The 26,195-nt window shown below is 71.8% G+C and carries 22 protein-coding genes, 1 pseudogene and 1 riboswitch; of the genes and pseudogenes, 13 read left to right on the top strand and 10 right to left on the bottom strand.

The features are described 5' to 3' along the window. The first annotated feature begins 152 nt into the window (after positions 1-152). A complete protein-coding gene (gene malQ / locus ACMXN5_RS10725; protein WP_439675033.1) occupies positions 153-2,327 on the top strand; it encodes a 4-alpha-glucanotransferase in 2,175 nt (724 codons plus the stop codon). Positions 2,328-2,418: 91 nt separating this feature from the next. Here malQ and ACMXN5_RS10720 read toward each other — a convergent pair whose 3' ends face one another. From ACMXN5_RS10720 to pepN (ACMXN5_RS10710), 3 genes are all read right to left on the bottom strand, one after another. Next, positions 2,419-2,646 carry a hypothetical protein gene (locus ACMXN5_RS10720; RefSeq protein ID WP_395789557.1) on the bottom strand — a complete coding sequence of 76 codons (228 nt, stop codon included), beginning with the start codon at positions 2,644-2,646 and terminating at the stop codon, positions 2,419-2,421. Positions 2,647-2,933: 287 nt separating this feature from the next. Continuing rightward, complete coding sequence (gene pepN / locus ACMXN5_RS10715; protein ID WP_439675032.1) at positions 2,934-5,480, bottom strand: aminopeptidase N; 2,547 nt, start codon at positions 5,478-5,480, stop codon at positions 2,934-2,936. A gap of 89 nt (positions 5,481-5,569) precedes the next feature. Next, the gene (pepN, locus tag ACMXN5_RS10710) at positions 5,570-8,113 is read right to left on the bottom strand and encodes an aminopeptidase N (RefSeq protein WP_439675031.1); all 2,544 of its coding nucleotides are present in this window, start codon (positions 8,111-8,113) and stop codon (positions 5,570-5,572) included. Between the two features lie 247 nt (positions 8,114-8,360). On the opposite strand from pepN (ACMXN5_RS10710), the gene ACMXN5_RS10705 reads away from it, so the two are divergent. From ACMXN5_RS10705 to ACMXN5_RS10670, 8 genes and pseudogenes are all read left to right on the top strand, one after another. Then, positions 8,361-8,990, top strand: coding sequence for a mycothiol-dependent nitroreductase Rv2466c family protein (locus ACMXN5_RS10705; protein ID WP_380029062.1), 630 nt, complete (start codon positions 8,361-8,363; stop codon positions 8,988-8,990). A 126-nt stretch (positions 8,991-9,116) separates the two neighbouring features. Then, complete coding sequence (locus tag ACMXN5_RS10700) at positions 9,117-9,803, top strand: hypothetical protein (protein WP_439675030.1); 687 nt, start codon at positions 9,117-9,119, stop codon at positions 9,801-9,803. A 131-nt stretch (positions 9,804-9,934) separates the two neighbouring features. After that, positions 9,935-11,331: pseudogene (locus ACMXN5_RS10695) on the top strand (aldehyde dehydrogenase family protein). Positions 11,332-11,502: 171 nt separating this feature from the next. Then, entirely contained in the window at positions 11,503-12,099 is a 597-nt protein-coding gene (locus ACMXN5_RS10690) for a biotin transporter BioY (RefSeq protein ID WP_439675029.1), read from the top strand. 119 nt (positions 12,100-12,218) lie between these two features. Further along, positions 12,219-12,965 carry a hypothetical protein gene (locus ACMXN5_RS10685; protein WP_439675028.1) on the top strand — a complete coding sequence of 249 codons (747 nt, stop codon included), beginning with the start codon at positions 12,219-12,221 and terminating at the stop codon, positions 12,963-12,965. 37 nt (positions 12,966-13,002) lie between these two features. Further along, positions 13,003-13,470, top strand: a complete 468-nt coding sequence (locus ACMXN5_RS10680) for a ribose-5-phosphate isomerase (protein ID WP_126642621.1) — start codon at positions 13,003-13,005, stop codon at positions 13,468-13,470. 138 nt (positions 13,471-13,608) lie between these two features. Beyond that, on the top strand, positions 13,609-14,436 hold the full coding sequence (locus ACMXN5_RS10675; protein WP_395789545.1) for an Fpg/Nei family DNA glycosylase: 828 nt from the start codon (positions 13,609-13,611) through the stop codon (positions 14,434-14,436). 55 nt (positions 14,437-14,491) lie between these two features. Beyond that, complete coding sequence (locus tag ACMXN5_RS10670; RefSeq protein WP_439675027.1) at positions 14,492-15,601, top strand: PP2C family protein-serine/threonine phosphatase; 1,110 nt, start codon at positions 14,492-14,494, stop codon at positions 15,599-15,601. Positions 15,602-15,613: 12 nt separating this feature from the next. On the opposite strand, the gene ACMXN5_RS10665 is transcribed toward ACMXN5_RS10670, so the two are convergent. The 6 genes from ACMXN5_RS10665 to ACMXN5_RS10640 form a co-directional block, all read right to left on the bottom strand. Then, on the bottom strand, positions 15,614-16,453 hold the full coding sequence (locus ACMXN5_RS10665) for an energy-coupling factor ABC transporter ATP-binding protein (RefSeq protein WP_439675026.1): 840 nt from the start codon (positions 16,451-16,453) through the stop codon (positions 15,614-15,616). After that, entirely contained in the window at positions 16,450-17,193 is a 744-nt protein-coding gene (gene cbiQ, locus ACMXN5_RS10660) for a cobalt ECF transporter T component CbiQ (RefSeq protein ID WP_439675025.1), read from the bottom strand. Before cbiQ ends, ACMXN5_RS10665 begins: the two co-directional genes overlap by 4 nt. A 3-nt stretch (positions 17,194-17,196) precedes the next feature. After that, complete coding sequence (locus ACMXN5_RS10655; protein WP_439675024.1) at positions 17,197-17,577, bottom strand: energy-coupling factor ABC transporter substrate-binding protein; 381 nt, start codon at positions 17,575-17,577, stop codon at positions 17,197-17,199. Then, the gene (locus tag ACMXN5_RS10650; protein WP_395789536.1) at positions 17,574-18,287 is read right to left on the bottom strand and encodes an energy-coupling factor ABC transporter permease; all 714 of its coding nucleotides are present in this window, start codon (positions 18,285-18,287) and stop codon (positions 17,574-17,576) included. The genes ACMXN5_RS10655 and ACMXN5_RS10650 overlap by 4 nt, the downstream gene beginning before the upstream one ends. A gap of 28 nt (positions 18,288-18,315) precedes the next feature. Continuing rightward, positions 18,316-18,524: riboswitch (cobalamin riboswitch) on the bottom strand. Positions 18,525-18,711: 187 nt separating this feature from the next. Further along, positions 18,712-19,257: an RDD family protein gene (locus tag ACMXN5_RS10645; RefSeq protein ID WP_439675023.1), complete on the bottom strand. Its 546-nt coding sequence runs from the start codon at positions 19,255-19,257 to the stop codon at positions 18,712-18,714. Positions 19,258-19,395: 138 nt separating this feature from the next. Beyond that, complete coding sequence (locus ACMXN5_RS10640) at positions 19,396-20,256, bottom strand: class II aldolase/adducin family protein (protein WP_439675022.1); 861 nt, start codon at positions 20,254-20,256, stop codon at positions 19,396-19,398. Positions 20,257-21,036: 780 nt separating this feature from the next. Between ACMXN5_RS10640 and ACMXN5_RS10635 the strand changes: the two genes are divergently transcribed. From ACMXN5_RS10635 to ACMXN5_RS10625, 3 genes are all read left to right on the top strand, one after another. Then, a complete protein-coding gene (locus ACMXN5_RS10635) occupies positions 21,037-21,408 on the top strand; it encodes a hypothetical protein (protein WP_395789530.1) in 372 nt (123 codons plus the stop codon). Positions 21,409-21,663: 255 nt separating this feature from the next. Further along, a complete protein-coding gene (locus tag ACMXN5_RS10630; RefSeq protein WP_380002921.1) occupies positions 21,664-22,611 on the top strand; it encodes an NAD-dependent epimerase/dehydratase family protein in 948 nt (315 codons plus the stop codon). A 95-nt stretch (positions 22,612-22,706) separates the two neighbouring features. Continuing rightward, a complete protein-coding gene (locus ACMXN5_RS10625; protein ID WP_078977225.1) occupies positions 22,707-23,198 on the top strand; it encodes a glutathione peroxidase in 492 nt (163 codons plus the stop codon). A gap of 114 nt (positions 23,199-23,312) precedes the next feature. On the opposite strand, the gene ACMXN5_RS10620 is transcribed toward ACMXN5_RS10625, so the two are convergent. Continuing rightward, positions 23,313-24,125 (bottom strand): integrase, encoded by an 813-nt coding sequence (locus tag ACMXN5_RS10620; RefSeq protein ID WP_439675021.1) that lies wholly within the window; start codon positions 24,123-24,125, stop codon positions 23,313-23,315. 242 nt (positions 24,126-24,367) lie between these two features. Here ACMXN5_RS10620 and ACMXN5_RS10615 point away from each other — a divergent pair, with 242 nt between their 5' ends. Beyond that, positions 24,368-26,152, top strand: coding sequence for a bifunctional metallophosphatase/5'-nucleotidase (locus tag ACMXN5_RS10615; RefSeq protein ID WP_439675020.1), 1,785 nt, complete (start codon positions 24,368-24,370; stop codon positions 26,150-26,152). Positions 26,153-26,195: the final 43 nt, after the last annotated feature.

Raw genomic sequence — 26,195 nt, 5'->3', positions numbered from 1 at the left:
GGGGCGCCGCGTTTCGCGGCGGCGCTGCGCTGCGACGGGTTCCCCGCCGCGCTTCGACGTGTGCCCGCGTCGCGGTCGGGTCCCGACACACCCGCTCGCGTACGCGGCGAACACGCCGACAGCCGGGCCGTTCGGGTGCGATGCTCGCGGGCATGGAGGAACCACGCGTATCGCAGTTGTCTCCCGAATTGGTCCGGCTCGCCTCCGCGTTCGGGGTGGCCACGGAGTACGAGGGGTGGCGCGGCGAGGCGGTGCACGCCGCGCCCGAGACGGTGATAGCGGTGCTCGGCGCACTCGGGGTGGACGCGTCGACGCCCGAGGCGGCTCGGGCCGCGCTGGCGGCGCAGGACGAGTCGCGCCGCACCCGGCTGCTGCCTCCGGTGCTGGTGCTGCGCGCGGGCCGCGCGGCCGGCTTCACGGTCAACGTGCCGGCGGGGCACCGGGTCGAGTTGTGGATCGAACTGGAGGACGGCGGGATCCGGCGCGACATCGGTCCCGGCCCGGGGTCCGGCCCGCAGGGTGACCCGATCGGGGCCCACCGCGTCCCCGCCGACCTGCCGCTGGGCTGGCACACCCTGCACGCGCGCTGCTCGCCCGAGCCGGAGGAGTCGCTGGGATCGGGCGGCGTGCCGAGCGCGAACGGCGAGGGGGTGTATGCGTCGTGCGCGATCGCGATCACCCCGACCGTGCTGCCCGTGCCGGCGGAGCGGGCGTGGGGCTACATGGTCCAGCTCTATTCGCTGCCCTCGCGCCGCTCGTGGGGCATCGGCGACCTGGCCGACCTGGCAGATCTGGCCACGTGGTCGGCGCGGGCGCAGGGGGCCGGGTTCGTACTGGTCAATCCGCTGCACGCGGCCTCGCCGGTGCCGCCGGTGGAGGCCTCGCCGTATCTGCCGGTGAGCCGTCGTTTTCCGGATCCGATGTACGTGCGGGTCGAGGCGGTGCCCGAGTTCGCGTATCTGAGCCCGGTCGAGCGGGCGGTCGCCGAGGAGTTGCGGGCCTCGGCGGGCGACGGGTCGGACGGCGCGGATCGGCTGGACCGGGACGCGGTCCGCACGGCCAAGCGGGCCGCGCTCGCGCTGGTGCACAAGGTGCCGCGGAGCCTGGGGCGCGACGCCGACTACCGGGCGTTCATCGCGCGTGAGGGCCAGTGGCTGACCGACTTCGCCACCTGGTGTGCGCTGGTCGAGGAGTACGGCCCGACCTGGCGCGATTGGCCCGAGGAGTTGCACGACCCGGACTCGGCCGAGGTCGCCGCGGCGCGCGAACGGCTGGCCGGGACGGTCGACTTCCACCGCTGGACCCAGTGGGTGCTGGCCGATCAGCTGCGCGCCGCGCAGGAGGCCGCGACCCGGGCGGGCATGCCGGTGGGCGTGGTGCACGACCTCGCGGTGGGCGTGCACCCCGACGGGGCGGACGCGTGGGTGCTCGGCTCGGCCCGGGGCGGTGGGGTGCTGGCGCTCGGGGCGACGGGCGGGGCGCCGCCGGACGCGATGAACCAGATCGGGCAGGACTGGAACCAGCCGCCGTGGCATCCGCAGCGGTTGGCCGAGGCGGGCTATGCGCCGTACCGGGAACTGCTGCGCGCGGTCTTTCGGCACGCGGGCGCGGTGCGGGTGGACCACGTGCTCGGGCTGTTCCGGTTCTGGTGGGTGCCGAAGGGCAACAGCCCCGCCGAGGGCGCCTATGTGCGCTACGACCACGAGGCGATGGTCGGCATCCTGGCCCTGGAGGCGCATCGGGCGGGCGCGGTGGTGATCGGCGAGGACCTGGGCACGGTGGAGCCGTGGGTGCGTACGTACCTCGCCGAGCGCGGGATCCTGGGCACCTCGGTGTTGTGGTTCGAGCGCGACGACAAGGGCCGGCCGCTGTCGCCCGAGCAGTGGCGGGCGAGTTCGCTGGCCACGGTGACCACGCACGATCTGCCGCCCACCGCGGCCCGGCTCGCGGGGGAGCACATCGACCTGTGGGAGCGGCTGCACCTGCTGGTGCGGGACGTGGAGGTGGAGCGGGCCGAGGACGTGGCCGACCGTGAGCAGTGGCTCGAACTGTTGCGCCGGCGCGGGTATCTGCGGCCGGGCGCGGGCGAGCGGGAGACGGTCGAGGCGCTGCATCGGCTGCTCGCGGCCACGCCGTGCCGGCTGCTGGGGGTGTGGCTGCCGGACGGGGTGGGCGATCGCCGGCCGCAGAACCTGCCGGGCACCTCGAACGAGTATCCGAACTGGCTGCTGCCGGTCGCCGACGGCGAGGGGCGGCGGGTCTGTCTGGAGGACCTGCCGGTGGATCCGCGCGCGGTGTCGCTGGCGCGGGCGTTGCGGGGGTGCTAGGCCCTGTCCGGGCGGGCGGGGGATGGGTCGCCGCCGTACGTGCGGAAGCCGCCGAGTGGGCGTGGGCCCGGTCGGCGGCTTCGGCGGAGGGTCAGCGCTTCTTTTTGATGATGTCCGGAAGCATCACGAGGCCCGCGATGACCACGAACGCCAGGATCGGGATGCCGACGAAGACGGCCAGCGTCGTGCCGAGGCCCATGCTTGCGCCGGGCTCGTCGCCGTCGTCGCGGATGTTCGCGAAGGCGGGCGTCGAGATCAGCGACATGAGCGTGACTACGGCCGATACGGCCCCGGCGCGAAGTGCGTTCCTGTTCACCACGGGGGTTACGGTACCGGGTCGGTGCGGTGGGGTGCGCACCGGGTTGACCCTTTCGGGGTGGGCCGACCTCCGGTCCGGTGGCCTCAAGCGCCGGCCGGGCTGCTTGGCCTCAAACGCCGGCCGGGCTGCTTGGCCTCAAGCGCCGGCCGGGCTGCTTGTGACTGGTGGGCTGGTTTTCGGTTCGGCCGGTGTTTGAGGACTACGGGTTGCAGGGCGGTCTGCCCCGGCTGGTGGGGTGTGGGGCGGCCCGGCCCGTGTTGGCGGGCCGCCGGGGTGTCTGCTTTTTGTTAGTGGGTGTCTCGGGCTTGGGCTCGGAGGCTTCGGGCTACGCCGTCTCGGCTTTCGAGGACCAGGCGGCGGAGGCCGGCCGGGTGGTCTGCGGAGGCCAGCCAGGCGTCTGTGCGGTTGAGGGTGTCTTCGGTGACCTGGAGGGTCGGGTAGAGGCCGATGACGATTTGTTGGGCGATTTCGTTGGTGCGGGTGGCCCAGACGTTGGCGATCGCGTCGAAGTAGCGTTCCGTGTAATCGGCGAGCAGGTCTCGCTGGGCGGGTTGGACGAAGCCGCCGATCACCGCTGCCTGGGTGGCGTTGGGGAGGGTGTCGGATTCGACCACCGCCGCCCATGCCGCGTCCTTGGCCTCGGTGGTCGGGCGGGCCGCGCGGGCCGCTTCCGCGTAGCGCCGGCCGGCCGCGGTGGAGTCGCGCTCCAGTTCGGCCAGTACATCGGCCTCGCTCGCCCCGCCGGTCGCGGACAGCCGCAGCAGCAGCGTCCAGCGCAGGTCCGGGTCGATCGCCAGGCCCTCGATCGTCTCGGTGCCGTCGAGCAGGCCGCGCAGGATCGCCAGGTGGTCCGGTCGTGCGGCCACCGTCGCCAGGCAGCGGGTCCAGGCCAGCTGGTGGTCGCTGCCCGGCTCGGCCGCCCGCAGGAACCGCTCCGCCGCGACCGCGAGTTCGGCCAGCGAGCGCTCGCGGTGCGCCGGGTTGACGTACAGCTCCAACGCGCTGGTGACCTGGCGCTGGAGCGACTGGACGATGTTGATGTCCCGCTCGCCGCCCGCGCCGGCCAGGACCAGCTTGAGGTAGTCGCTCGCCGCCATCTCCGCGTCGCGCGTCATGTCCCACGCCGCGGCCCAGCACAACGCGCGCGGCAGCGGCTCGACGAACTCGCCGATCGCCTCGGTGACGCAGGCCAGCGACTGCTCGTCGAGCCGGATCTTGGTGTACGTCAGGTCGTCGTCGTTGAGCAGCACCACGTCCGGCCGGGCGCGCCCGACCAGTTCCGCGACCTCGGTGCGCGCGCCGGCGATGTCCAGTTCCAGCCGGTGGGTGCGCACCAGGCCCGCGTCGGTGCGGTCGTAGAAGCCGATCGCGATGCGGTGCGAGCGCAGCGTCGGCCACGCCTCCGGGGCCTCCTGGAGCACCGCGAAGGAGGTGATCACGCCGTCCGGGCCGAGCGAGATCTCGGGCCGCAGCGTATTCACGCCTGCGGTCTCCAGCCACTCGCGCGACCACGCCTTCAGGTCCCGGCCGGAGGTCTGCTCCAGCGCGCCGAGCAGGTCGGCCAGCCGGCTGTTGCCCCACGCGTGCTTCTTGAAGTAGGCCCGCACACCGGCGAAGAAGTTCTCGCTGCCGACGTAGGCGACCAACTGCTTGAGCACCGAGGCGCCCTTGGCGTAGGTGATGCCGTCGAAGTTGACCTCGACGTCCTCCAGGTCCCGGATGTCGGCGAAGATCGGGTGGGTGGACGGCAGTTGGTCCTGCCGGTAGGCCCACGTCTTCATCTTGTTGCCGAACGTGGCCCACGCGTGCGACCAGCGGGTCACCTCGGCCTGGCAGCGCACCGACGCGTAGGTGGCGAACGACTCGTTCAGCCACAGGTCGTCCCACCACTGCATGGTGACCAGGTCGCCGAACCACATGTGCGCCAGTTCGTGCAGGATGGTCTCGGCCCGCGTCTCGTAGGACGCGTCGGTGACCTTGGAGCGGAAGACGTAGTCCTCCAGGATCGTCACGCAGCCCGCGTTCTCCATCGCGCCCGCGTTGTACTCCGGCACGAAGAGCTGGTCGTACTTCCCGAACGGGTACGGGAAGTCGAACTGGCCCAGGAAGTAGTCGAAGCCCTGCTTGGTGACGTCGAAGATGGCGTCCGCGTCCAGGTGCGGCGCGAGCGAGGAGCGGCAGTACACGCCGAGCGGCACCACGGTGCCGTCGGCGGCGGTGTAGCTGTCGTGGGCCGCGTGGTAGTGGCCCGCGACCAGCGCGGTGATGTAGGTGGAGATCCGCGGGGTCGGCTCGAACGCCCACACCGAGGCGCCGTCGGTGCCCGCCGTCGGCTCGGGGGTGGGCGAGCAGGAGACCACCCGCCACTCGCTCGGCGCGGTGATGGTGAACGCGAACGTGGCCTTGAGGTCGGGCTGTTCGAAGTTGGCGAACACCCGGCGGGCGTCGGCCACCTCGAACTGGGTGTAGAGGTAGGTCTTGCCGTCGACCGGGTCGACGAAGCGGTGCAGGCCCTCGCCGGTGTTCATGTAGGCGCAGGACGCCACCACGCGCAGCTCGTTGCTCTCGGCCAGGTCGGCGAGCGCGATCCGGCTGTCCGCGAACACCGCGTCGACGTCGAGCGCCTTGCCGTTGAGGGTGATCTCGTGCACCTCGGGGGCGATCAGATCGACGAAGGTCGCCGCGCCGGGCTCGGTACACCCGAACCGCACCACGGTCGTGGACGGGAACGTCGCCCCGGTGCCGGTCAGGTCGAGGGTGACGTCGTACGAGTCGACGGTGAGGATCCGGGCCCGCTCGCGGGCCTCGTCACGCGTCAGGTTGGTACCGGGCACGCTGCGCTCCTTGTGGGATGGGCGCCGCCGGGATGGGCGGCCGACGGACCGGACCCCGCCGCGGTCGGCGGCGGGGTCCGGGAGGGACTTCAGTTGCGCCGGTCGCGCCCGCGCGCTCGGAGGGCGCGGGCCACGTCGTCGCGGCATTCCAGGACCAGGCGGCGCAGGGCCGGCACCGGTTCGGCGGCGGCCAGCCAGTCGTCGGTGCGGCGCAACGTGTCGGGGTCGATCCGGCCCGACGGGTACAGGCCGACCACGATGCGCCGCGCGATCTCGATCGAGCGGTCCCGCCAGACCGGCGCCAGGGCGGCGAAGTAGCGGTCGACGTACGGCTCGGTCAGCTCCTCCTGGCCGGCGGTGGCGAAGCCGGCGATCACCGCGCCGAGTGTGGCGTTGGGCAATTCGTCGGTCTCCACCGCCAGGTGCCATGCCTCGGCCTTGGCCTCGGCGGTGGGCCGTGCGGCGCGGCACTCGATCGCGTGCCGCCGGCCCGCGGCGGTGCCGTCGCGGTCGAGTTCGGCGGCGATCTCGGGCTCGTCGGCGGCGCCGCCCGCGCACAGCGCGCGCAACATCGCCCAGCGCAGCTCGGTGTCCATGGCCAGCCCGGGGATCTCCTGTGCGCCGGACAACAGCTCGCGCAGGAAGGCGAGTTCGTCGGGCGTCGCGGAGGCCGAGGCCAGGCAGCGGGCCCAGGCCAGCTGGTGGTCGCCGCCGGCCGGCGCGGCCCGCAGCTCGTCGGCGGCGCCGCTCGCGAGCCGGTGCAGCGCCTCGGCCCGGAACTCCGGGTCGGTGTAGTGGTCCAGGCCGGTCTTGACCTGGGTGTGCAGCTTCTGCACCACGCCCACGTCGCTCTCCCGACCCGCGTGCCGCAGCACCAGGTCCAGGTAGTCGCGGGCGGACAGCTCGCCGTCGCGGGTCATGTCCCACGCCGCACCCCAGCACAGGGCGCGGGCCAGCGAGGACTCGATCGTGCCGAGCGAGTCGAGCAGCGCCCGCCACGACTCGGGGTCGAAGCGCACCTTCGCGTAGGTGAGGTCGTCGTCGTTGAGCAGGATCAGCGGGGTGCGGACACGGCCGACCAGCGCCGGTACATCGGTGCGCTCGCCGACCACGTCCACCTCGACCCGGGCGACGCGCTCGGCGCCGTCGTACAGGCCGATCGCGATCCGGTGCGGGCGCAGCGTCGGGAAGCCCGGCGCGGCCTCCTGGAGCACGGCGAAGGAGGTGATCACCCCGGCGGCGTCGGTCTCGATCTCCGGCCGCAGCGTATTGACGCCGGAGGTCTCCAGCCAGTCCGCCGACCACGACTTCAGGTCCCGGCCGGAGGTCTCCTCCAGGGCGGTGAGGAAGTCGGCGAGGGTGGTGTTGCCCCAGGCGTGCGTGCGGAAGTAGGACCGGGCGCCCGCGAAGAACTCGTCCTCGCCGACGTAGGCGACCAGCTGCTTGAGCACCGAGGCGCCCTTGGCGTAGGTGATCCCGTCGAAGTTGAGCTTGGCGTCCTCCAGGTCGTTGATCACCGCCACGATCGGGTGGGTGGTGGGCAACTGGTCCTGGCGATACGCCCAGTCCTTGCGGCGGGCGGCGAAGCTGGTCCAGGCGTCGGTCCAGCGGGTCGCCGCGCCCTGCGAGTAGGAGCCCATGAAGTCCGCGAAGGACTCCTTCAGCCACAGGTCGTCCCACCAGCGCGGGGTGACCAGGTCGCCGAACCACATGTGCGCCATCTCGTGCAGGAGCACGTTGGCGCGGCCCTCGTACGCGGAGTCGGTGACCTTGGAGCGGAAGACGTATTCCTCGGTGAAGGTGACCGCGCCCGGGTTCTCCATCGCGCCGAGGTTGTACTCGGGCACGAAGAGCTGGTCGTACTTCCCGAACGGGTAGGGGAAGTCGAACCGGTCGTGGAACAGGTCCAGGCCCTGCTTGGTGACCGCGAAGATCTCCTCGTGGTCGAACGACTCGGCCAGCGACGCGCGGCAGAAGCCGCCGAGCGGGACGACCAGGCCGGCGTCGCTCGTGTAGGTGTCGAAGACCGCGTGGTACGGACCGGCGACTATCGCGGTCAGGTAGGTGGAGATCCGCGGCGTCGGGGCGAAGTCCCAGCGGGCCACCCCCTCGCGGACCGGCTCCGGCTCCGGGGTGGTCGAGTTCGACACCACCCGCCAGTCGGCCGGCGCGGTGATCGAGAACCGGAACGAGGCCTTGAGGTCGGGCTGCTCGAAGTTGGCGAACACCCGGCGCGAGTCGGCCGGTTCGTACTGGGTGTAGAGGTAGATCCGATCGTCGACCGGGTCGACGAAGCGGTGCAGACCCTCGCCGGTGCGGCTGTAGGCGCAGGAGGCGAGTACGCGCAGTTCGTTGGCGCCCTCGACGAGGTCGGTCAGCAGCACGCGAGTGCCGTCGAAGACCTCGGCGGGATCGAGTACACGGCCGTTGAGCACGACCTCGTGTACTTCCGGGGCGAGCAGGTCCACGAACGTGGCCGCACCCGCCTCTCGGCATCCGAAACGGAGCACCGTCTCGGAGTGGAACGTCTCCGTGCTGTCGGTGCTGACGTCGAGCCTGACGTCGTAGTCCTCGACGCTCAGGATCCGGGCCCGCTCGCGGGCCTCCTCGCGGGTCAGGTTCCTGCCGGGCACTGGATCACTCCCTGGTTGGCTGCGGTCCCGGCGATCCTTTCACGGCGCGGGGGCGCCTGTCGGCCCGGTTGTTCGGGAATGGCGGACCGCGGTCGCCCGTTGCACAGTCGACGCCGGCCGTGCGGACGCCGGTATGTCCGAACCGCGCTTCGTCGTCGGCCGGGCGTACCGCATCGCGAACCAGGCGGCACCTTGCACGACCAGAGACTGTGCACGACCAGAGATCAGGACCGAGAGGAACCCCGCAGTGACCACCAAGGACAACGGCTCCGCCCGCGACGTCGCGCACTTCTGGTTCGACCCGCTGTGTCCGTGGGCCTGGATGACCTCGCGCTGGATGCTCGAGGTGGAGAAGATCCGCCCCGTGGACGTGCAGTGGCACGTGATGAGCCTGTCGGTGCTCAACAGCGGTCGGGACGACATACCCGAGGCGTACAAGGAGATGCTGGAGCGCGGCTGGGGCCCGGTGCGGGTGTGCATCGCCGCCGAGCAGCGCTTCGGCAACGAGGTACTGCTGCCGCTGTACACGGCGCTGGGCACCCGTCGGCACCCGGGCGGCGAGGAGTTCTCGCGCGAGATGATCGAGGCGGCGCTGACCGAGGCCGGGCTGCCCACCGATCTCGCCGACGCGGCCGACTCGACCGAGTACGACGAGGCGCTGATCAAGTCGCACCACGACGGCATGGACCGGGTGGGCATGGACGTCGGTACCCCGGTGATCAGCGTCAACGGCGTGTCCTTCTTCGGCCCGGTGGTGACCCCGGCGCCCAAGGGCGAGGACGCGGGCCGGCTGTGGGACGGTGTGGTGCTGGTCGCGGGCACCCCCGGCTTCTTCGAGATCAAGCGCACCCGGGACCAGGGGCCGATCTTCGACTGACGATCCGGCCGGGCCGGGATCGGCGGTTCGCACCGGCCGCCGGCGGTTTCGACTGACCGGATGAAACCTGTCGATTCCGGCTCGCCATCGACTACAAAGTAAAACAAAGCTAATTAATCTGGATAAATGACGGCTCCGGAACGCCAGAGCAGTGTGATCCACACCTCCCGAACCGGGCGGCCGGATCCGCGCACACCCAACGGCAACGCCCCCTACGCGTCGCGCATGCCCCGGTGGCGCGACCGCGCGCTGGCCGTGGGGCTGCGCGCGCTGGTCCCGCTGTGGCGGTTGGTGGGGCTGCGGACCGGCGCCGCCTCGCTGCGGCACTACCTGGTCGGCCGCGGCGCGCCGTTCGTGATCGACCCGGCCCTGCCGCTGCGGGCCAAGCCGTTTCGCCGCGCGGCGCTCACCCACTTCGAGGAGTGGTGGGCGCTCGCGGCGATCCGCTGGCACGACAGCGAGGGCACGGAGAGCGTCTTCGAGACCACCACGCACTGGCACGGGGTGCTCATCCGCCGTGCGGACGACATCGACTGGTGGCTGGCGATGCGCGGTCTGCAGTACCGGATCACCGGCCGGATCGAGGTGTTGCCCGGGAGGGCCGCGCTCCCGGGCTCGCCGGTGTTGCCCGACGTGCGGCTGGTGTACCGGGTCGAGGTGTACAAGGACTGGGGTTTCGACAAGGACAAGGACGAGTACGGGATGTCGTTCACCCCGCTCGCCCGTCTGCACGAGGTGGGCCTGGCCCGGGAGTTCCCGGTGACCGGACACAGCGGCGAACTGGTGTGGACCTCGAACGGTCCGACGGGCTGACCGGCGCGGCCGGCGGCGCGGGACCGCTCGGGCCGGTCGCGGGGGCGCTCGGGTCGGCGCTGGGGATCGTATCCGTGTCGCCGTACGCTCGGGGGAGGTCACCAGCGGCGAACGGCGAGGAGTCCGGCGGCATGAGCAAGGCTTACGACACGATCTACATCGACGGCGCGTGGACGGCGCCCTCGTCCACCGAGACCATCGACGTCGTCGACCCCAACACCGAACAGGTCGTGGCGACGGTGCCGCAGTGCACACCCGCCGACGTGGACCTGGCCGTGGCCGCGGCCAGGCGCGCCTTCCCCGGCTGGGCCGCCACCGCCCCGGCCGAGCGGGCCGCGCTGCTGACCAAGGCCCGGGACCTGCTCGCGGAGCGCACGGACGCGATGGCCGAGGTGATCACCGAGGACATGGGCGCGCCGGCGTGGCTGGCCTCGCGGGTGCAGGTCGGCCTGCCGCTGACGGTGCTCGCGAGCTACATCGCGCTCGCCGAGGAGTTTCCGTGGGAGGAGCAGGCCGGGACCTCGCTGGTGGTGCGCGAACCGGTCGGCGTGGTCGGCGCGATCACCCCATGGAACTACCCGCTGCACCAGATCACCAACAAGCTCGCCCCGGCGCTGATCGCGGGCTGCACCGTGGTGGTCAAGGCCAGCGAGGTGGCGCCGCAGGCCGCGCACCTGTTCTTCGAGATCCTGCACGACGCGGGTTTCCCGCCGGGTGTGGTGAACCTGGTCTCCGGCACCGGTCCGGTGGTGGGCGAGGCGATCGCGTCCCACCCGGACGTGGACATGGTCTCGTTCACCGGCTCGACCCGGGCCGGCACCCGGGTGTCGGAGCTGGCGTCGGCGACGGTCAAGCGGGTCGCGCTCGAACTCGGCGGCAAGTCCGCCAATGTGATCCTGCCGGGTACCGACCTGGACAAGGCGGTTCGGGCGGGCATCGACGGCGCGTTCCGCAACAGCGGTCAGACGTGCAGCGCGCTGACCCGGATGCTGGTGCACCGCGACGACCTGCCGCGCGCGGTCGAGCTGGCCACCGCCGCCGCCGAGGCGTCGGCACAGCGGCTCGGCCCGCTGGTCAACGCGACCCAGTTCGAGCGGGTGCGCGGCTACATCGCCAAGGGGCTGGCCGAGGGGGCGACGCTGGCCACGGGCGGTGCGGAGCTGCCCGAGGGGGTCGAGGTCGGCTACCACGTGCGGCCCACCGTGTTCACCGACGTGACCCCCGAGATGACCATCGCGCGCGAGGAGATCTTCGGGCCGGTGTTGTCGATCATGGCCTACGACACCGAGGAGGAGGCCGAGCGGATCGCCAACGACACCCGTACGGCCTGTCCGGTGCGGTGTGGGCGCCGACCCGGGAGGCGGCGGTGGCGTTCGCGCGCCGGCTGCGTACCGGGCAGGTGGAGATCAACGGCGGCGCGTTCAACCCGATCGCGCCGTTCGGCGGGTACAAGCAGTCGGGCAACGGGCGCGAACTGGGGCGCCACGGCCTGGAGGAGTACCTGGAGGTCAAGGCGCTGCAGTTCTGAGGCGCCGCGCTTGCGAAGCGCCGGAATTCCCGGGCGTTGCGGTAGCGGGGGGTCGTTTCGGTGGTGTTCGACAAAGTGCGGATCCGTACGTTGTCGGGCACCACTGTGACCGCTCGATGTCCGATTGGTTAAGTTCACAGGGTCCCGCAACACAAGAGTGTGGAGTCCGCTGTGAGCACTGCCCTTCTCGATGCGCGCCGCCCCGTTCTGGCCGACCTCGTCCCGGCCCGCGTCTTTCGCGGCGCGGCCGTTCGTGACGCCGCGCTGATCGTCGGCGCGTCCGCGTTCGTCGGCCTCGCCGCCCAGATCTCCGTCCCGGTGCCCGGTTCGCCGGTGCCGGTGACCGGCCAGACCTTCGCCGTCCTGCTCGCCGGCAGCGCGCTCGGCGCCTGGCGCGGGCTCGCCGCGATGGTGCTCTACCTGGGCCTGGGCGCGGCCGGGATGCCCTGGTTCGCGGAGGGCACCTCCGGGACCGGATTCCCGACCCTGGGCTACGTGTTCGGCATGGTGCTCGCGGCGGCCGCGGCCGGCTTCCTGGCCCAGCGCGGCACCGACCGCAGCCCGCTGCGCACCGCGGGCACGATGCTCCTCGGCAACGCGGTGATCTACGCGGCGGGCCTCACCTACCTCGCGCACGACCTGGGCATCTCGATGTCGCAGGCGTACGAGATCGGCATGCGCAACTACCTCCTCGGCGACGCGGTCAAGATCGCGCTGGCGATGGCGCTGCTGCCCAGCGCCTGGAAGCTGGTCGGCCGGCGCGGCTGACGCTTCGTCACTCGTTTCGGACGCCGGAAGTCGAAAGCCCGGACCCCGTTTCCCACACATGGGAATCGGGGTCCGGTTTTCTTTGGCGAAGCACGCCCGAAGACGCCTAACCTCGTGTCATGAGACCGGGGGCAAGCAAGCGCATCGCCGTCAGCGGGACCATCGTCGCCTTCCTCCTCGTGGCCGGCCTGGGCAACCAGTGGGTCTTCAAGGAGGCATGGAAGGAGAGCAGCGATCACGACAAGTGGTACACCACGCTGCTGCGCATCGTCGGCTATCCGCTGTGGGTCGTGGATCGGGACGAACTGGGCGACGAGTTCGGCGAGACCTTCACCACCCGCTACATCACCGCCGGATTCGTCGGCTTCGCGCTGCTGCTCGTGGCGGTCGCCGCGGTGCTCGCGCTCGGTGCGCGGGGTCTGGGCGAACGGTCCGGCGGGTTCACCGCGTTCGTCGTCGGCTGGTTCTCGCTGGTGTTCGGCGGCGCCGTGAACGGACTGACCGTGGTCGCCATCGCCAACGACGAGGAGGTGACCATTCCCGAGGGAGCCGGCTTCGACCGGGTCATGGCCAACGCACAGGCCGGGGCCTACTTCGGCGTCGTCCTCGGTTGGCTGGTCGGTCTGGCGGCGGTGGCCGCCTACCGGTCGGCGGCGAGCTTCGGGCCGCCCGCCTCGCCGCTGTCACCGGGTGGATACGGCCCGCCCTTCGGCTACGGCGCCCCGCCCGCCTCCGGCCACCCCGGCTACGGCGCGCAGTCGCCCTACGACGCGCCGACCACCATCCGTCCGGCCGGGCCGCCGCCCACCGCGCCGCCGCGGCCGACCGGTGCGCCGGACACGCCACCCGGTGGATACCGGCCCTGAGGGGACGTTCGGGACCGGGCCTGAGAGACTGCGCCCCATGCGCGTTTACCTCGGCTCCGACCATGCCGGCTACGACCTCAAGCAGCACCTCATCGCGTGGCTCGACGCCAACGGCCACGAGGCCGTCGACTGCGGCCCGGCCGTCCAGGCCGACTCCTACGACTACCCCGTGTACTGTCTGCGCGCCGGCGAGCGCGTCGCGGCCGACCCCGGCAGCCTGGGCGTGGTCCTCGGCGGCTCCGGCAACGGCGAGGCGATCGCGGCGAACAAGGTCAAGGGGGTGCGCTGCGCCCTGGTGTGGAGCGAGGAGACCGCGTCGCTGGCCCGCGAGCACAACAACGCGAACGTGATCTCGATGGGCGCGCGCATGCACACTCTCGACGACGCGACCAAGTTCCTCGAGGTCTTCGTGAACACCCCGTACAGCGAGGCCGAGCGGCACACCCGGCGGATCTCCATGCTGACCAAGTACGAGAACACCGGCGAGCTGCCGGCCCTGCCGTAGCCCGCGCCCCTTACCCCGCACCTCCCGCCGCCCCCGATCGGTCCGTCCGGTCGGGGGCGGCCGCGTGTCGGTGCGGGTCGGTAGCGTGGAGCGCGACACACCGCCCGTGTCCCCATCCGTCGCAGAGCTGGAGGCCGCGTGCCCGAGGGCCACACCATTCACCGTCTCGCCGCCGAGCACCGGGAGCGTTTCGCCGACGTGCCGCTGCGGCTGAGCAGTCCGCAGGGGCGCTTCGCGGAGAGCGCCGCGCTGCTCGACGGGGAGCGTCTGGTGGATACCGACGCGCACGGGAAGCACCTGTTCCTGGAGTTCCCCGGCGAGCGCTTCGTGCATGTGCACCTGGGCCTCTACGGACAGTTCTCCTTCGGCGAGGGCGAGAAGTTGCCGGAGCCGGTCGGCCAGGTCCGGCTGCGGATGGCCGCGAAGGTGCCCGGCGGGGCGAGCTGGGCCGATCTGCGCGGACCGACCGCGTGCCGGCTCCTGGAGCGGGCCGAGAAGGACGCGGTGCACGCCCGGCTCGGCCCCGATCCGCTGCGCGAGGACGCCGACCCGGCCGCGGCCTGGCGGCGCATCGAGCGCAGCGCGAAGCCGATCGGCGCGCTGCTGATGGAGCAGGACGTGCTCGCCGGTGTGGGCAACGTCTACCGCGCCGAGGTGCTGTTCCGCTTCGGGGTGGACCCCAAGCTGCCGGGCAAACGGCTGGCGCGGGCCACCTGGGACGCGATGTGGGCCGACCTGGTGCTGCTGATGCACGAGGGTGTGCGGCTGGGCCGGATCGACACGGTGCGGCCCGAGCACACTCCCGAGGCGATGGGTCGCGAGCCGCGCAAGGACGACCACGGCGGCGAGGTGTACGTCTACCGGCGCACCGACGCGCCCTGCCTGATCTGTGAAACCCCGGTGCGGACCGCCGAGTTGGTCGGGCGGAATCTGTTCTGGTGCCCCACCTGCCAGCCGTCGGCGTAACCTCCGGTTGGTTCCCGTTCGGTAGTGTCGCGGGGTGGCCGCGCCGACGAGCAGGATGAACCGGGCAAGCCGGACGGGGAGGCGGGCGGCGCTGGCCCGCCGGGGCCGGCGGATCGTGGCCTGGCTGCGGCATCGGGTGTTCCCCTCCGACCGCTTCGCGCTGGCCGTTCTGCTGGTCGCGGTCACCGCGTGCGGGCTGCTCTCCGATCTGAACGGCGACTGGTTCCCGGCGACCGCACCCGTGCTGCCGATCCTGGTCGGCGGCCTGGTGCTGCGCATGCCCAGCCTGCTGCTGCTCTACGCGGCGACCGCCGGGGTGCTGGTCGCGGAGGACCGGGTGCACGACCCCGACGAGGTCACCGCCGGCTCCGTCCTGGTGGTCGCGGCGGTCGCCGGCATCGTGTTGCTGATGGCCCGGATGCGGACCCGGCTGGGCGTGCAGTGGACGCGCGGCGAGTCGATGTTGTTCGATTTGCGCGACCGGTTGCGGGCGCAGGGCGAGATGCCGGTGTTGCCGCCGCAGTGGCACACCGAGGTGGTGTTGCGGCCGGCCGGCGGGCAGTCGTTCTCCGGCGACTTCCTGGTCGCCGCCCGCAGTTCGACCGGTGGGCGGGTGCTCGAAGTGGTGCTCGTCGACGTCTCCGGCAAGGGGCTGGCGGCGGGGACGCGGGCACTGATGCTCTCCGGTGCGTTCGGCGGGCTGCTCGGGTCGCTGCCGCCGCACGGATTCCTGCCGGCCGCCAACGACTACCTGCTCCGCCAGGAATGGGCCGAGGGCTTCGCGACGGCGGTGCACGTGGTGCTCGACCTGCAGTCGGGCGAGTACGAGTTGTTGTCGGCGGGCCACCCGCCGGGTGTGCACTGGATCGCCGGGACCGGGCGGTGGCGGGTGGTCGAGGCGGTCGGCCCGCTCCTGGGCGTGCTCGACGACGCCACGTTCGAGGGGGCGCGCGGCCGACTGGACCACGGCGACGCGCTGCTGTTGTTCACCGACGGCATGGTGGAACTGCCCGGCGAGGACATCGCCACCGGCATCGACCGGTTCCTGGGCGAGGCGGAGCGGCTGGTCCGGGACGACTTCCACGACGCGGCGCGGCGGATCGTGGCGGCGGCCGGGCGCAACGTGGGCGACGACCGCGCGGTGGTGCTGCTGCGCCGCCGCTGAGCCGGGCCGCGGTCAGTGCGTACGCGGCCGCGCGGGCAGCGCCAGGGCGGTCAGTTCGGCCGGGGTCCGGGGCAGCGTGCCGGGCGGGGCCACCCCGTGCGCGATCAATACCGCGGCCACTGCGTGCGCCCAAGTCGGCCGCAGGCTCGCGGCGGCCAGCAGCGTGGTGTCCGCGAGCAGCTCCGCGGCCGGCCCGGTGTGCAGCCGCCCGTCGGCGAGCACGGCCGCGTCGTCGGCCCAGCGCAGCGCCAGGTCCACGTCGTGGGTGGCCATCACCACCGTCGTCCCGGCGGCACGCAGCTCGGCGAGCGTGTCGAGCAGCGCCTCCTGACCGGCCGGATCCAGGCCCGCCGTCGGCTCGTCCAGGACCAGCACCTGCGGCCGCATGGCGATCGCGCCGGCGATCGCGACCCGCTTGCGCTGCCCGAAGGACAGCAGGTGCACCGGCCGCTCGGCCAGGTCGGCGATGCCCAGCGCGGCCAACGCCTCGGCCACCCGTGAGCGCACCTCGTCCGGCGCGAGCCCGAGGTTCAGCGGCCCGAACGAGACGTCCTGGGCCACCGACGCGGAGAACAGCTGGTCGTCGGGATCCTGCACGACCAGCTGCACCACCCGGCGCAGTTCGGCAAGTCCCTTGCGGTCGTGCCGAATCGGCGTACCGTGCAGCTCCACCCGACCCGAACCCGGCACCAGGCCACCGGTCAACAGCCGCAGCAGCGTGGTCTTGCCGCTGCCGTTCGGCCCGAGCAGGGCCAGCGCCCGGCCCGCCGGGACGGCCAGGGACAACCCGCTCAGCACCGGCGGCCCGTCCTCGTAGGCGTAGCCGACCTCTCGTACCCGCAGCGGAATCACGGCATCACCGATCCCAGAAGAAGAGTGGCGACGACGACCGCCGCCACGAGGAACACGGACCCGGCCATGAAGCCGCGCGAGACGGGCACCTCGTCCACGAGCACCCGCAACCGCCCGTCGTAGCCGCGCCCGGCCAGCCCTTCCTCCAGCCGCCGGGCCCGCGCGAAGGCGTGCACGAACACCGCCGACCCGAGCCCGGCCACCGAGCGCCACCGGGCCCGCCGGGTGCGATGCCCGAGCCGCCCGGCCTGGGCCTGGTTGATCCGGGCGGTGGTGTCGTAGAGCAGGAACAACATCCGGTACATCACCGCCGCCACGTCCACCACGGCCGCCGGCACACCCACCCGGGTCAGCCGGGGCAGGACGTCCGACAGCGGCGTGGTGAACGCGAACAACAACATCGCCAACCCGGCCGCACCGGAGCGGGCCACCAACTCGCCCGCGTGGCGCGGCCCGTCCGGCGCCCAGCCGACGCCGTCCGCACGGATCGACACGAGCAGGGTCAGCGCGCCGGTCACCGCGAATCCCAGCGGCGCGCGGGCCGCCCGCCACAGTCGTCGGGCGGGCACCTCGGCGAAGCCGAGCGCGATGGTCAGCACGGTGACCGCGACCAGCACCGCGCCCGGCCACGGCGGCAGCGCCACCGCGCACCCGAGCAGCCCGAAGGAGAGCACGGCCTTGTCGGCCGGATGGCGGCGGCGCCAGGCACTGGCATGCGCCGCCGCGTCGATCGGCAACACGGGTCAGCGACCCGGGACCGATACCGGGTCCTGCGCGGCGGCCGGATCGGGCCCCGGGCCCGACCCGTCGGGGGTGTCGCTCGCCTCGGGCGCGAGCTTTCGGCGGGTGCGCTTGACGCCGAACATGTACCCGACGACACCCGCGCCGAGCGCGGCCTGGAGCGCGAACAGGCCGGACTCGATCTCGCCGGACGGCGGCTCGTACAGCGGGCTGAACCACGGCTTGTAGTCAGGGTCGTTCTCGGTGATCGCGGTCTCGGCCCGGGCGTCGGAACCCGTGAACGGCTCGTCCTTGTCGTCGCCCATGCCGAACACCACGGGCAGCGCCGCGAGCAGCACCACGGCCAGCACGAGCAGCAGGTTGATCTTCGTCGAGCGCTTCACTTGCTCTTCTCCTCCTCGCGCACGGGCCGGGCGTCGCTCAGCACGCCGAGGCGGATCAGGTCACCGCGACTGGATTGGCGCAGCAGGCGCACCACCAGGACGGTCAGCAGGCCCTCGCTGATCGCCAGCGGGATCTGGGTGAGCGAGAAGATGCCGCCGAACTTGGCCAGCGCGCCCGGGAATCCGCTGTCCGGGTCGGGGAAGGCGAGGGCGAGCTGCACGCTGGTGACGCAGTAGGTGCTCAGGTCCGCGACGAATGCGCCGGCGAACACCGCGACGTCCAGCGGCATGGTGCCGCCGCGCCGGTCCAGGAGCGAGCGGGCGAGCCGGTACGCGCCGTAGCCGGCCCAGGGGCCGACGATCGCCATCGAGAACACGTTCGCGCCGAGCGTGGTCAACCCGCCGTGGGCGAGCAGCAACGCCTGGAAGAGCAGGGTGATCGTGCCGAGCACCGCCATGATCGGCGGCCGGAACAGGATGGCGCCCAGGCCGGTGCCGGTGGGATGCGAGCAACTGCCGGTGACGGATGGGATCTTCAGCGCGGACAACACGAACGAGAAGGCGCCGGACGCGCCGAGCAGCAGGGTGTTCTCGGGCCGGTCGCGCACCTCGCGGGTGAGCGCGCGGGCACCGTGGACGACGAACGGGGTCGACGCGACGCCCCAGGCGGCGGCGTGTTCCCAGGGCAGATAGCCCTCGGCGATATGCATGAGGAAGGGTCCCTCTCCAACACCTCGTGGACGGACGATCGCCGTGGCCGGTCTCCTGGCTGACGGGTCGTGCGTTCACGTCTCCGCCTTCCCGGGTCCGCGACAGCGGTCCCAGTGGCTTCCCGAGGCGACGAATCAACGTTCCCGCGGGGGTGGAGGAGAACTTCCCGATCACAGTGGCGAGGGCCGCGCCGGCATCGAACCGGCTTCCCGAGCACCACGGCGAGCCGACACTAGTGGTCGAGTGGACATGGCGACAAGGTGGCATCTGCAAACCGTGCGCAAGACCACAAGGCGGACGGAGCGGCGGAGCAATAGCCGCATTCCGGGGCGGTGTGCGACGGCCCGTCGGGGCGGGAGCGCGGAGCGGGGCACGCTCGCGATCGTGGGACCGGGCGCCCCTGCCCGGGGGAGAGGCGGGCCCTCAGCGCAGTCCGGGGCCGCGCCCTCGGACCACCAGGGTGCCCGCGACCCGGTCGCCGATGCGCTGGCCCCGCTCGCTGGTGAGCACCGCGACCAACCCGATCACACCGAGCGCGAACGCGTCGACGCACAGCAGCACCCAACGGATCGCCAGTTGGCGCCGCCCGGCCCGACCGCCGGACACGTCGACCACCCGAATCCCGAACGCCTGCATGCCCCAGGTGCGCCCGTCGTGCTCGGCGGGCCGCAGCACCCAGTACCAGAACAGGATCGCCACCGCGACCACGAGCACACCGGCGGTGATCGTCGCGGTGAGCGGACCGCTGCGGATCGAACCGTCGGGGTGGGTGGGCAGCAGCACGAACAGGAACATCGCGGCGCCGGGCAGCAGCGCGGAGGCGATCACGTCCACCGCGAACTGGCCGATCCGCCGGTACAGCAACGACGGGCCGACCCGATGTTCGATCGTCGGCAGCCACACCCGGGCGCGTGGCCCGACGGGATGGGCCGAGCGCGCGAACCGCTGCGGAAGGCTCCGTTCGTACATGGTGTTGTACTTTCCGCAACCGGTCGGGTTGACTCCCGGCACGGCCGATCTCGCGGAGATTGCGCCCGGTCGGCGGACAACCCGCCCGACCGGGCGGCGGCGAAATGATCATCGATCGGCGGGATCGACCGAAAACGATCAGATCGTCATCGGGCCGTCGGCCCCGAACAGGTCCGGCTCGGAGCGGCTGATCACGTCGTACAGCGGCTTGTAATTGATCCACGCCACCGTGTCGTTGCCGAGCTGCTCCCGGGTCAGGCGCGCGTTCTCCGGCGAGATCGGCCGCAGTTCGCCGGCCGCCTGGGCCAACAGCTGGACCTGGCAGGAGCGCTCCATGGTGATGAACCACCACGCCGCCGCGTCCACCGACTGTCCGACGGTGAGCAGACCGTGGTTGCGCAGGATCAGCGCCTTGCGCGAGCCGAGCGTCTTGGCGATCCGCCGCCCCTCCTCGGCGTCGAGCACCACGCCCGCGTAGTCGTCGAAGAGTTCGTGGTCCTCGTAGAACGGACACACGTCCTGGGTGATCGGCTCCAGCCGGATCCCGAGCGCGGACAACGCGCGCCCGTGCGTGGAGTGGCTGTGCGCCGCGGCGACCACGTCCGGGCGGGCCGCGTGGATCTGCGAGTGGATCGCGAACGCGGCCTGGTTGACGTGGAATCGGCCCTCGACGACCTGCCCCTCGTGGTTGACCAGGATCAGGTCGTCCACGGTGATGTGCTTGAACGACATGCCGAACGGGTTGACCCAGAAGTGGTCGACGAACCCGGGGTCGCGCGCGGTGATGTGCCCGGCCACCCCCTCCTCGAAGCCGAACCGGCCGAACAGCCGCAGTGCCGCGGCCAGTCGCTCCTTGCGGTGCCGGCGCTCCTGCTCCACGGTTTCGAACGTGGGCGGCAGCGCGAAGCTCAGATCGGTGGGCGAGACCGGTCGCGGCGGCGCCGACCGCCCCGTGCTCGGCGGGCCGTCCTGGGGGCGGGGCGCATCGGTGGCGGACATGTCCATCTCCTCGGACTCGGGGCGCGCACGGGTGCCGCCGACGCTACCCGCGAGTCACATCCGAGGACAGCCTTGCGCGGGCGCCGGATCGCACGGGGGCGCGCGGCCCGGGATTCTAGCGTCCGAACGTCGTGCGGATCGGATTTCCGGCAATTAATCGAATATTGCCCACGAACGCCTTCGGGCCGCTCCTACGCTGCCGTTCAGCGAGTCCGGGAGGTCGAGTCCGAAGCAGTCGAACTCGAATTCCCGGACCCGCTCGAAGGCGACGGGAAAAGTACGCGCGGACGTATACAGGGGGAAGGGGCGCGTGAGGTGAGCGGCGGGGGAGCGCATTCCATGGAGGTCGCGAATATCGGCGCACGGCCACCCGCGGGGGCGCCCGGGTCCGGCCGGGGCGACGGGGCGGGGTCGCGGGCCAGGACCGAGGCGGGCCGCCGGGGCACGCCCACGCGAGCGCCCGCGTCCAGGAGCCCGATCGCGAGGAGTTGGGCGGAGATGGCACCACCCCCACGCCGATCCAGACCGTCCCGGCGCAGATCAGCCGACCCGCCGACCGGATCCGATCCCGGGCGGGCCCCATCGATCGAGGTGGATGTCATCGAAGCAGTCGAGGCCGATCCCCCCGCGCCGACCGAGGTCGAACCGATCGCAGCGATCGAGGCGACCGCGGTCGGCGGCCCGCTCCCGAGCGATCCGGACCCGGGACCGCCCGCGTCCGGCGACGAGCCCGTCGGAGCCCACCGGAAAGCCGCACCGCCGATCGCCCCGGAGGCAATCATGGCCAATATGGAAACGGCCCTCAAGGAAGCAATGACGATCGAGGGTGCCGTGGGAGTGGCCCTGGTCGACTACACCAGCGGAATGGCGCTCGGAATTCTCGGCGGCAGCAAGGAACTCGATCTCAACGTGGCCGCCGCCGGGAATACCGACGTGATGCGCGCGAAGCTGCGCACGATGGAGATGTTGCACCTCGGCGACCAGATCGAGGACATCCTGATCACGACCGGCAAGCAATACCACCTGATCCGACCGCTGTCCGGACGGGCCGGGAAGGGGCTGTTCCTGTACCTCGTGCTGGTGAAGGACCGCGCCAACCTCGCGCTGGCCCGACACAGCCTCAAGCGTGTCGAGGAGGAGATCGAGGTCTGAGCCCGGAAGCGCCGGCGAGCCGAGGCCCGCTCGGCGCTTCCGCAGACCCATCCTCGACCCCCCCGGCGCCCCCGCCACCCCCGTGCGGCGGGCGCCGGCGGGGTGTCCGGGGACACGTGCGGCGGCCCTGGTCTCCCCGCTCCGTCTCGGATATGACGGTACGTCAGATGTACCGTCGAGCCTCGACGTACCTCGCGCGGGCGATCACCACCCGATCGTGCGCGGATCGTGTCCCCGAGTCCTCCGAGGAGCCGCATGTTGTCGGGCGAGAAGATCCTGATCACCGGTCCCGCGGGCCAGATCGCCTATCCGCTGACCGAATACCTGGCCCGGGACAACGAGGTGTGGGGCATCGCCCGCTTCTCGAACGCCGAGGACCGGGCGCGGGTGGACGCCCTCGGGGTGACCACGCGCGCCGTCGACCTGGGCTCGGGGGCGTTCGACGACCTGCCCGAGGACTTCACCCACGTGCTGCACCTGGCCACCTTCCAGGGCCCCGGACTCGACTACGACGAGGCGCTGCGGGTCAACGCGGAGGGCACGGGACTGCTGCTCCAGCACTGTCGTCGGGCCAAGGCCGCGCTGGTGATGTCCACCGCGTCGGTACTCAAGCCGCACCCGGACCCGATGCACGTCTTCCACGAGAGCGACCCGCTCGGCGACGCCAACGTCACGCACGCGCCGACCTACTCGGTGTCCAAGACCGCCGAGGAGGCGGTCGCCCGCTACTGCGCCCGCGCGTTCGACCTGCCCGTGGTGATCGCCCGGATGAACGCCTCCTACGGCCCCGGCGGCGGACTGCCGACGATGCACATGGACGCGGTGCTGGCCGGCCGGCCGATCACGACCCGCTGGGACCCGTGCATGTACAGCCCGATCCACCAGGACGACATCAACAGCCAGGCGGCGGCGCTCCTGGACGCGGCGTCCACCCCCGCGACGGTGGTCAACTGGGGCGGCGACGAGCCGGTGAGCGTGCAGGAGTGGGCGGCGTACACGGCCGAGCTGAGCGGCCTGCCCGCCGAGGTGGTGGTGCGCGAGCAGCCCGGCACGCTGCGCGGGCAGATCCAGGACACCACGAAGCGGGCGGCGATCACCGGGCCGTGCGCGGTCGACTGGCGTGCGGGACTGGCCCGGGTATACGCCTCCCGGCGCGACGATTCGGCCCGACCGGGTCGGGCGGCTTCGGGCCGCGCTCGATAGCGTCGAGTCGTCACGTCTTACTCGCGCCGTCGCGGAGCGCTCCACGTCCTCGGATCGGGTGGCTGCGGCGGCACCACGCAGGAGGGACAACGATCATGGGCATCCTCGATACCCCCATCGCCACGCTGGCGGGGGAGAGCACGACCCTGGGCGAGGTGACCGGGGGGAAGGTGGCACTCGTCGTCAATGTCGCGTCCAAGTGCGGCCTGACCCCGCAGTACACCGGCCTGGAGGAATTGCAGAAGGAGCTGGGCCCGCGCGGCTTCACCGTGGTGGGCGTTCCGTGCAACCAGTTCATGGGCCAGGAGCCGGGCAGCGCGGAGGAGATTCGGGAGTTCTGCTCGACCACCTACGGGGTGACCTTCCCGCTCACCGAGAAGATCGACGTCAACGGCGCCGACCGGCACCCGCTCTACGACGTGCTCACCGCGGCCTCCGACGCCGAGGGCGGCGCGGGTGACGTGCAGTGGAACTTCGAGAAGTTCCTGCTCTCCGCCGACGGCGCCATCGTCGGCCGGTTCCGCCCCAAGACCGACCCGCACGACCCGAACCTGATCGCCGCGATCGAGAGCGTCCTACCCAAATAGCCCGCACATCCGCCTCGTTCCCGAACCCCGCGTCGACACCGGCCGGGGTTCGCGGACGAGGCGGGGCGCGGTGTCGCGGAAGCGCTCGGCGGGAGGGATCCCGGATCGGCCGGGTCAGATCAGCGCCCAGACCGCGGTCGCGTCGTCGCAGACCTTCCCGCGCGGCCAGCGCGCGCCGTCCGCGTCGGAGGCCTCCGCGGCCCGTACCCGTGCCAGCAATTCCGCCGGGCCGAAGTGGCGCAGCGTGGTCATCAGCCCGTCCCAGTCGCCGATCCCGAACCGGTCCACCAGTCGACTGGCCCCATCGGTGAGCGCGGCGAACGCGTGCACCTCGCCGAGTGCCAGACCGCCCGTCAGCGCCTCGCCGGCGGCCGCCGGATCGGCCGCCGCGACCCAGTGGCCGCCGGGCACGTTGCGCGAGGCCCGCACCGTGTCGGCGTACTCCTGATGCGCCGTCAAGTAGTCCGGACTGCCCGGCGGATGGGCGTCGCGCCGGCGCCGCGCCGCCGCGCCGACCACGCCCAGTCGATCGTCGGTGACCACGGTGAGGTCGTCGTCCCGCTCGATCAGCAGCGTCGAATCGGACAGCACCAGGTATTCCAGCCGGTCCTCGACCACCCGCACCACCACGGTGGTCGCGGCCGGCGCGTCGGGCCGGGCCAGGTCGCACCCGTCCACGTGCAGCGCCGAGGTGTCCTCGATCGCGTCGTGCAGGCACTCGGCGAGGGAGCGGTCGGGGCGCGCGCCGCTGTGGGTGAACAACGCGGTGCCCAACCGCGCGACGAACCAGGGCACGCCGTGTTTGCAACCGTTGTCCGAACTCGACGTCACACCGTCGAGCAGCACCAGCGTCGTCGGTCCCGCGACGACGAAATCCTCGTTCGGCCCGCCCGGATGACCCGGTTCGGTCGCGAATTCCACGCGCATCGCGGACATCCCTCCCTTATAGGTGCCACGCCGTACGGCTGCCCCGAGCCCGAGGCCGGGAAACGGCCGTTGATCATGCCCCCCTGCCTGGGACGCTCGGAAAGTTCACAGCGGTTTCACGAAACGGTTTCGCGTGAGGTCTCGTGTGGGTCGGGGAACTGCCCCTACTCTCTGGCTTCGAGACACCTTCAGGCCCCACTTCTACGCGCGTCACCATTCGGCGCGCCCTCCGAAGGGATCCCATGTTCGGGATTGGACGACGCCGCGGCCGCCTCGCTCTCACCGGCCTGGTCGCCGCGAGCCTGCTCACCATGGGCGGCACCGCGACGGCCGGCACGGACGCCGACCTCGGCCGACCCTCCGGCACGACGGACCTCGAATTCCTGGCACTCAACGACCTGCACGGCAACCTGGAGGAACCGCAGGGTTCCGCCGGCAACGTCACCGAGATCGGTCCCGACGGCAAACCCGTCTCGATCCCGGCCGGCGGCATCGAGCACCTGGCCACCCAACTGCGCGCCGAGCGGGCGAAGAACCCCAACTCGTTGACCATCGCGGCCGGCGACATGATCGGCGCGAGCCCGCTGCTCTCCGGGCTCTTCCACGACGAACCGACGATCGAGGCGCTGAACAGGATCGGCCTCGACGTCACCTCCGTGGGCAACCACGAGTTCGACGAGGGCAAGAAGGAACTGCAGCGCATGCAGTACGGCGGCTGCCACCCCAAGGACGGCTGCTACACGCCCGGCCGCACCTTCCAGGGCGCCGACTTCCCGTACCTCGCCGCGAACGTGCTCGACGAGCGCACCGGGCTGCCGATCCTGGCGCCGGTGAGCATCAAGAACGTGGGCGGCGCGCGCGTCGGCTTCATCGGCATGACCCTGGAGGGCACGCCGAACATCGTCACCGCCGAGGGCGTCAAGGGTCTGACCTTCAAGAACGAGGTCAAGACCGCCAACTCCATCGTGCCGTGGCTGCGGCTGTTCGGCGTCGAGTCGATCGTGGTGCTGCTGCACGAGGGCGGCCTGCCGACGAGCAACGCGTACAACTACGACTGCAACGCGGGCGGCAACCTGGGCCTGTCCGGCCCGGTCGTGGACATCGCCAAGAACCTGGACCCGGCGATCGACCTCGTCGTCACCGGCCACACCCACCAGGCGTACGCGTGCAACATCCCGGACCCGGCGGGCAAGCCGCGCATGGTCACCAGCGCGTCGTCCTACGGGAAGATGTACACCAAGATCGACCTGAGCTACGACAAGCGCACCCGCGACATCGTGCGCACCTCGGTCAAGGCACAGAACACGGTCGTGCGCCGGGACACCCCGAAGGCCCCGGACCTGACGCAACTGCTCGCCGACTGGCAAAAGCTCGCCGCACCGGTGGCGAACCGCTCGATCGGCTACATCAGCGCCGACATCCGCGGCCGCGGCGCCACCACCCCCGAATCCCCGCTGGGCGACGTGATCGCCGACGCGCAACTGGAGGCGACCGCGCCGGCCGACAAGGGCGGCGCGCAGATCGCCTTCATGAACCCGGGCGGCATCCGATCCGACCTGCAATACGCGGCCGCCGGAGCCGAGGGCAACGGCGTGGTCACCTACGCCGAGGCGTTCACGGTGCAGCCGTTCACCAACATGATGCAGACCCTCGACCTCAAGGGTCAGGCGGTGCTCGACATCCTGGCGCAGCAGTACTCCGGCGCCAACGCGGCCAACCCGAAGGTGCTGCAGATCTCGAAGGGCCTGACCTACACGACCGACCGGTCCAGGACGGGCGCCGAGAAGATCGTGCCGGGCAGCGTCAAGCTGAACGGTGTGCCGATCGACCCGGCCGCGACCTACAAGGTCAGCGCGAACGAGTTCCTGGCCGGCGGCGGCGACGGCTTCGCCGCGTTCAAGACCGGTACGAACAAGCTGGTCGGCGGATCCGACCTGGACGCGCTGCTGGCCTACTTCGCCGCCCATTCGTCGGCGAGCGCGCCGCTCGCGCCGCCGGCGGCGGACCGGATCACCTTCATCGGGTGACCCGCGGCTGATCGCTCGGAAAGGCCCGGTCCCGTGGGGGCCG

The organism is Embleya australiensis (assembly GCF_051903075.1).
GTDB lineage: Bacteria > Actinomycetota > Actinomycetes > Streptomycetales > Streptomycetaceae > Embleya.
The sequence above is the reverse complement of the archived record's forward strand: the minus strand, read 5'-3'. Positions and strand labels throughout refer to the sequence as shown.

Bases quoted from the DNA above. Each gene is read 5' to 3' on its own strand.
- ACMXN5_RS10625 (WP_078977225.1), top strand. From the start codon at position 22,707: ATGGGCATCCTCGATACCCCCATCGCCACGCTGGCGGGGGAGAGCACG.
- ACMXN5_RS10630 (WP_380002921.1), top strand. From the start codon at position 21,664: ATGTTGTCGGGCGAGAAGATCCTGATCACCGGTCCCGCGGGCCAGATC.
- ACMXN5_RS10645 (WP_439675023.1), bottom strand. From the start codon at position 19,257: ATGTACGAACGGAGCCTTCCGCAGCGGTTCGCGCGCTCGGCCCATCCC.
- ACMXN5_RS10670 (WP_439675027.1), top strand. From the start codon at position 14,492: ATGAACCGGGCAAGCCGGACGGGGAGGCGGGCGGCGCTGGCCCGCCGG.
- ACMXN5_RS10700 (WP_439675030.1), top strand. From the start codon at position 9,117: ATGACGGCTCCGGAACGCCAGAGCAGTGTGATCCACACCTCCCGAACC.
- ACMXN5_RS10620 (WP_439675021.1), bottom strand. From the start codon at position 24,125: ATGCGCGTGGAATTCGCGACCGAACCGGGTCATCCGGGCGGGCCGAAC.
- ACMXN5_RS10615 (WP_439675020.1), top strand. From the start codon at position 24,368: ATGTTCGGGATTGGACGACGCCGCGGCCGCCTCGCTCTCACCGGCCTG.
- ACMXN5_RS10685 (WP_439675028.1), top strand. From the start codon at position 12,219: ATGAGACCGGGGGCAAGCAAGCGCATCGCCGTCAGCGGGACCATCGTC.
- ACMXN5_RS10640 (WP_439675022.1), bottom strand. From the start codon at position 20,256: ATGTCCGCCACCGATGCGCCCCGCCCCCAGGACGGCCCGCCGAGCACG.
- ACMXN5_RS10635 (WP_395789530.1), top strand. From the start codon at position 21,037: ATGGCCAATATGGAAACGGCCCTCAAGGAAGCAATGACGATCGAGGGT.
- malQ (WP_439675033.1), top strand. From the start codon at position 153: ATGGAGGAACCACGCGTATCGCAGTTGTCTCCCGAATTGGTCCGGCTC.
- ACMXN5_RS10650 (WP_395789536.1), bottom strand. From the start codon at position 18,287: ATGCATATCGCCGAGGGCTATCTGCCCTGGGAACACGCCGCCGCCTGG.
- ACMXN5_RS10680 (WP_126642621.1), top strand. From the start codon at position 13,003: ATGCGCGTTTACCTCGGCTCCGACCATGCCGGCTACGACCTCAAGCAG.